General features: G+C 59.2%; 5 protein-coding genes. All 5 read left to right on the forward strand.

The annotated features are described in order from the left end of the window. The first annotated feature begins 88 nt into the window (after window positions 1–88). The 5 genes from P0D89_RS40350 to P0D89_RS40370 all read left to right on the forward strand — a co-directional run bounded on the left by P0D89_RS40350 (window position 89) and on the right by P0D89_RS40370 (window position 5,839). Window positions 89–1,450: an MFS transporter gene (locus tag P0D89_RS40350; RefSeq protein WP_408367267.1), complete on the forward strand. Its 1,362-nt coding sequence runs from the start codon at window positions 89–91 to the stop codon at window positions 1,448–1,450. Between the two features lie 179 nt (window positions 1,451–1,629). Continuing rightward, window positions 1,630–2,850 carry a CaiB/BaiF CoA transferase family protein gene (locus tag P0D89_RS40355; protein WP_408367265.1) on the forward strand — a complete coding sequence of 407 codons (1,221 nt, stop codon included), beginning with the start codon at window positions 1,630–1,632 and terminating at the stop codon, window positions 2,848–2,850. 169 nt (window positions 2,851–3,019) lie between these two features. Continuing rightward, window positions 3,020–4,207: a porin gene (locus tag P0D89_RS40360; RefSeq protein ID WP_408367263.1), complete on the forward strand. Its 1,188-nt coding sequence runs from the start codon at window positions 3,020–3,022 to the stop codon at window positions 4,205–4,207. A gap of 119 nt (window positions 4,208–4,326) precedes the next feature. Beyond that, window positions 4,327–4,797, forward strand: coding sequence for a MaoC family dehydratase (locus tag P0D89_RS40365; RefSeq protein WP_408367261.1), 471 nt, complete (start codon window positions 4,327–4,329; stop codon window positions 4,795–4,797). 184 nt (window positions 4,798–4,981) lie between these two features. Next, window positions 4,982–5,839: a 3-hydroxybutyryl-CoA dehydrogenase gene (locus P0D89_RS40370; protein WP_408367259.1), complete on the forward strand. Its 858-nt coding sequence runs from the start codon at window positions 4,982–4,984 to the stop codon at window positions 5,837–5,839. Window positions 5,840–6,262 lie beyond the last annotated feature (423 nt).

Here is a 6,262-nt window from a genome sequence, read left to right on the forward strand (position 1 = left end):
GGAACGCGGGCGACACCGCCCGCCCCCGCACTGAAATTGTCATGACACTGGCCAAACAGATCCGGGCATGTCATCAAGGAGACACTTCATGAATTCGCTCTATGACGCCGATACGAACGCCTTGAGCGACGCATCCGAAATCACTCTGCGACGCGCCTATTCGGCTTCGGAGTGGAGGATCATTCCGCTTCTCTTCCTGCTATGGCTGCTCGCGTGGGTCGATCGTGCCAATGTCGCGTTTGCCAAATTGCAGATGCTGTTCGATCTGCACTTCAGCGAAACTGTGTATGGCTTCGGTGCGGGACTGTTCTTCCTCGGTTACGTGGTGTTCGGCATACCCAGCACGATGGTTCAGCAAAGACTCGGCGCAAGACGAACAATTTCTGTGATTGCCATCGGTTGGGGGCTCACCAGCATCGCAATGATGTTCGTCCGTAGTGCACCTCTTTTCTATCTTCTGCGGTTCCTGCTTGGCGCGTTCGAGGCGGGCTTCTATCCGGGCGTCATCCTGTATCTGAACCTATGGTTTCCAACGAAGCGGAGAACCCGAAACTTCAGCATTTTCCATTCGGCCGCCATCTGTTCGACCGTAGTCGTAGGTCTGAGCGGCGGCTTCGTGCTGCAACATATGAGCGGCATGTTGTCCGTTGCGGGATGGCAATGGATGTTTCTGGTGCAGGCGGTCCCCACACTGCTGTTGGGCTGCCTCGTATTATTTGTCCTCTCCGACGGACCGGCCACGGCTTCCTGGCTGTCCCCCGAAGAACGGCTGCTCATCGAGGCCGACCTCGCTCTCGACCGGAAACGCTCTTCTGCGGAAGTGAACCACCAGCGGCCGCTGCTTGCCAATGCCGTCGTCTGGACGCTGCTCGCCATCTATTTTTGCATCCTCACCGCCAATACGGCACTGAGCTTCTTCATTCCGACCATCCTGCGGGATGCGGGATTCGGTGGCTACACGGCGATCGGCAACGCTATCGCGGCAATCTGTATTCTTGGCGCTGTCGGCAACATCGCATTCTGTACATACGCAAGCCGTCATGGCGACGTCCGCTACCACTGCTCGATTGCCTCTGCAGTAGGTGTCGTAAGCCTGATTCTGCTGGTACTCGTCTGGCACAGCAGCCGCACCGCCACCTTTATGACACTCGCCCTCGCGCTCGCGGGCACAGGTGCCGGCATCTCCCTGTTCTGGCAGATTCCCATGCGGTACCTGAAGGCCAGTGGGGCCGCGGTCGGGGTGGCCTTCATCAGCTCTGTTGCGAACCTCGCGGGTTTTCTGACACCCTGGCTCACCGGATACGTACGGGAAGCTACCGGCACCTATACGAGTGGCTTTGTCACCGCTGCGTGCGTGCAAGCATTAGCGGTGGTCATGCTCGTGGTGGTCTTGCCACTTGCTTCCCGTAGAAATCTGCATCCCCTTCCAGTGAGATCCAGTGAGGGGTGATCCTGCCGACCGCGACGGAACTACCCGGTAGCGAACCGATTCTTGCGCAGGACGTTAGCCAACCCGACGCAACCCTTTAAGTCCAGACGTCGGCTTCCGTTTCCAAGGCTTGAAACTGGTTACGCGACACCGTCACGCCAGATAAATAGCATTACTAACCGATAACATCTCAATCAACTATGGGTGCTCTCAATCATATCCGTGTGCTGGATCTAACCCGCGTGCTCGCCGGCCCGTGGTGCGCACAAACGCTGGCAGATTTCGGCGCCGACGTCATCAAGATCGAACGTCCGGAGATCGGCGACGACACGCGTCACTGGGGCCCTCCATACCTGAAAACGCCGGACGGCGCAGATACGCGCGAGGCTGCGTACTATCTCGCAGCGAACCGCAACAAGCGCTCCGTGACTGTGGATATCGCCACGCCCGAAGGACAGCGCATCATCCGCGAACTGGCCGCCCAAAGCGATGTGGTGCTGGAGAACTACAAGGTCGGCCAGTTGAAGAAATACGGCCTCGACTACGCGTCGCTCAAGGAAGTCAAGCACGACATCATCTACTGCTCGGTGACCGGCTTTGGTCAGACTGGACCCTATGCGCAGCGTGCGGGCTACGACTTCATCATCCAGGGTATCGGCGGATTCATGAGCATTACCGGAGAGCGCGATGGCTTGCCAGGCGGTGGACCGCAAAAGGCGGGGGTGGCGATTACCGACCTGATGACCGGGATGTACTCAACCGTCGCCGTGCTGACTGCCCTCACCCACCGCGACCATACCGGCGAAGGCCAGTACATCGACATGGCGCTGCTCGATGTGCAGGTCGCCATGCTCGCGAACGTTAGCTCGAATTTCCTCGCCAGTGGCCAGCCGCCGGTGCGGTGGGGCAATGCGCATCCCAACATCGTGCCCTACCAGACTTTCCAGACCAGCGATGGCTGGATCATCGTCGCGGTCGGCAACGACGGGCAATTCCGCAAATTCGTCGAGGCCGGCAGCCGGCCGGAGCTCGCTGACGACGAGCGCTTCGCCACCAATCCGGCACGCGTGCGCAATCGCGTCACGTTGGTGCCGATTCTGGCAGAGATGGTCCACGTGCTCGGGAAGCATGAATGGATCGCTGCGCTCGAAGCCGCTGGCGTCCCCTGCGGCCCAATCAACGATCTCGGCGAGGTATTCGAGAACGAGCAGGTGGTAGCGCGCGAACTGCAGCTCAACGTGCCCCATCCGTCAGGCGGCACAGTGAAGGTGGTGCGCAATCCAATCAATATGAGCGCGACGCCCCCGCAGGCGCTCACCCACCCACCCACGCTCGGCGAGCATACGGACAGCATTCTGCGCGTCGTCCTGGGCTATGACGATGAACGAATCGCGGCGTTACGCGATCGCTCCGTGATCTGAGGTGGCGCTCGACCACTGTCACGATTTGTGAGCGGTGCCAGGCAGTGCATGCCCGGCTTCGCAGGTCTTTGACCTGAGTCATTCCGCCGCCAAGGTTGTCACGAGATCAACGGCACATTGCTGTATCAATACTTAGCGCTATATCACTTCACAGGGGAAGGGGACATGCATGAAAATGAGTAAGGCGATTTTTCTTGCGACCGGCGGACTGGTTAGCGCGTCAGCCTGCGCACAGAGCAGCGTGACTCTCTACGGTCTGGTTGATGCAGGTATCGGTTACGTGAACAACGTGGCCAGTCAGCCAGGAGCCATCGGTGCCCGCAAAATACAGCAAACATCCGGCATCGGTGCGCCGTCCCGATGGGGACTTCGGGGAGTCGAGGATCTCGGCGGCGGCAATTCCGCAATCTTCACGCTCGAGAATGGCTTCAGCGTGGCGAACGGCACCCAATTGCAAGGCTCTCGTTTCTTCGGCCGCCAGGCATTTGTTGGGCTGACCAACGCTAATCTGGGGACGATGACCTTCGGTCGGCAGTACGACTCGGTCGTCGACTTCGTCGGGCCCTTTGTCTCATCCCGACAATGGGCGACACAGTATGGCGCGCACGTCGGTGACATTGACAACCTCTACACCACGTTCCGCATTAACAATTCGGTCAAGTACACCAGCCCAATCTATCGCGGGCTTGCCATCGGCGGATTGTACGCTTTCAGCAATCAGGCTGCGGGATCACCAGGCACCGGATTCTCAAACAATAGCGCGTGGAGCGTTGGGACGAGCTATGCCGCAGGTGCTTTAACGGTGGGCGCCGGCCACCTGCACCTCTCAAACCCTTCGGCCGGGAGTACAGGGGGGACCAATACGGCTGGCGCCATCGTCGGCGACTACTCGAGCCCCACCGATATCTTCTACACGCGACCGGTCAGGACGCAGGACGTCACCGGGGCAGGCGCGGCGTACCAATGGGATGCGGCGACGCTGGGGTTCGTGTACACACTGGCCAAGTTGCGATACGTTGACCATACGAACTTTTCTCTCTCGAACTATGAAGTCAACGCGAGATATCAGATCTCCCCAGCGTTTCTCGCCGGTATTGCATTGATCTACAGTGACGGAAAGGTGGGTGGGGCCCCAAGCATCGCGAACATTACGGATGGGACTCATCCTCGGTGGGCGCAGATAAACGCGGGGGCCGAGTACCTGCTTAGCAAGCGTACAGCGACATACGTAGCCGCCGTCTATCAGAAAGCCCTGGGCGACGCCCTGACGGCATCGATCGACAACGTGGGCGGTCCAACAGGTTCCAATTCGCGATACCAGCTAGCCGTTACCGCCGGCTTGCGTGTCAGGTTCTAGTTCAGCTTTCCCGATATCAAAGATATTGCGATTCGAATGCAGTGCTTCCCCAACGCGATAGCCGCCCGCAGAACCGACTGCGGGCGGTGTCGCTAGCCACCTACCCACCCGGAGTAAATATGAATACCCGACAAGACACCCAACTGCTGGGCCGCGGCTTCTACTGGCAGGAGATTCAGGCCGGTCAACGCTTTCGCACCTATCGCCGCACCGTGACCGAGACCGATCTTGTCAATTTCATCTCGGTGACTGGCATGCTCGAGGCCATTTTTATCGACGCAGACTACGAGCACGGCGCCATGCGTGGCCGTGCGGTCCCCGCAGCGCTGACGAGCGGCCTGATTGAAGGGCTGCTATTCCAGACGATGATACAAGGCACCGGTCTGGCACTGCTGGAGTTGACGCTAAAGGCTCACGGCCCGGTTCTCGTCAACGATTCGATCTACGGGATAGTGGAGGTCGAGGAAGTGAAACCCACATCCAAAAGCAATCGTGCAGTCGTGACGAGTCGCATCGACGTGTTGAATCAGCGTGATGAGCGCGTTCTTTCATACACCGCGAAGCGGTTGCTGGCCGGTCGCCCCGATTGAGGTTCGGAAGCACGGCACCGCCGTGCGCTGCTCGCGAACGCATCCGGGTCTTCAAGTCGTAACAGCGTGATCGATCAGCTTTTTCGAAGCAATTTCCCCCGAAGACGGGCCCCAGGCAAGGCATCGCTCCGGTGCTCAAAAATCGAACAGGCGTCGTGTTTGGCGCCGATAGAAAGGAACAGCCATGAAAATCGAATCCGTCGGGGTCGTCGGCGCTGGCTCCATGGGCAACGGCATTGCCCAGATTGCCGCGGTCGCTGGTCTCAGGACCGTCCTGATCGACGTCACCGACACGGCGCTCACCAAGGGCCTTGCGACGTTGAGCGCCAGCCTCTCGCGGCTCGTCGAGAAAGGGAAACTCGCCGCATCAACGCGCGAGGCGGCGCTCGCACGTATCGAAACCGCGATGGACTATCGACATCTTGCAGCTGTCGATATCGTCATCGAAGCGGCTAGCGAAAACACTGATCTAAAGGTCCGCATTCTCCGGCAAATCGAATCCGAGGTACGACCTGACACGATTATCGCAACGAACACCTCATCGATCTCGATAACAGCCTTGGGCGCAACGCTCAAGCGGCCCGAGCGCTTCATTGGCATGCATTTCTTCAACCCGGTGGCCCTGATGCCGCTTGTCGAAGTCATTCGAAGTTTGCAGACCAGCCCCGAGACAGCGGAGACTGTTCGAGAACTCGCACAGCAGTTTGATAAGGCGCCGATTGCCGTGAAGGATTCGCCCGGCTTCGTGGTCAACCGCATTCTCATTCCGATGATCAACGAAGCCTTCTTCGTTTTAGCGGAAAATATCGCGACAGCAGCGGAAATCGACGCCGGGATGCGACTGGGTGCGAATCAGCCCCTTGGCCCGCTAGCCTTGGCAGACCTGATCGGACTCGATGTCTGTCTATCGGTGATGGACGTGTTCCTGAAGGACTTCGGGGATTCCAGGTATCGTGCCTGTCCACTGTTGCGAGAGATGGTGGCAGCGGGGAAGCTCGGGAGAAAGACCCGCCGCGGTGTGTATGTCTACGACCGGCCGTAGCGACGCGGCATCGTGTACCAGACCTACTTGCCCCGCAGTGTAGAGGCTGTCGCAGGGGTCCACTCGTTTTCAGTGCAATAAGTGACGGTACGCGGACGTCGCAGATCGATCCGAAACCCGACGTGCAAAAATCCGTCTCGTATGACAGGAACGGGTCGCGAGGGTGAGTTCGCCGATCGAGAAAGCTGTCATTCGGCTGCCAAACCAAACCGCCGGCAGCAGTCGGTCACATTGCGGACGTTGAGGTCAGTCAATCCCAACGGCAGCAATGGCCGAATTGTGCGCTTAACTCGTCCGTCAGGTTCCGGAGTAGTGCCGCCGTTCCAACGGCAGGTTTCCCCGCCCGCTGAACGGCCGCTTGTGGCCGCACAGGGTCCCACACCCCGGCCACGGCGACGGCCTCGGCACGGCATGCAAAGAGGT

This window comes from Paraburkholderia sp. RL18-085-BIA-A (assembly GCF_046027075.1).
Taxonomy (GTDB): domain Bacteria; phylum Pseudomonadota; class Gammaproteobacteria; order Burkholderiales; family Burkholderiaceae; genus Paraburkholderia.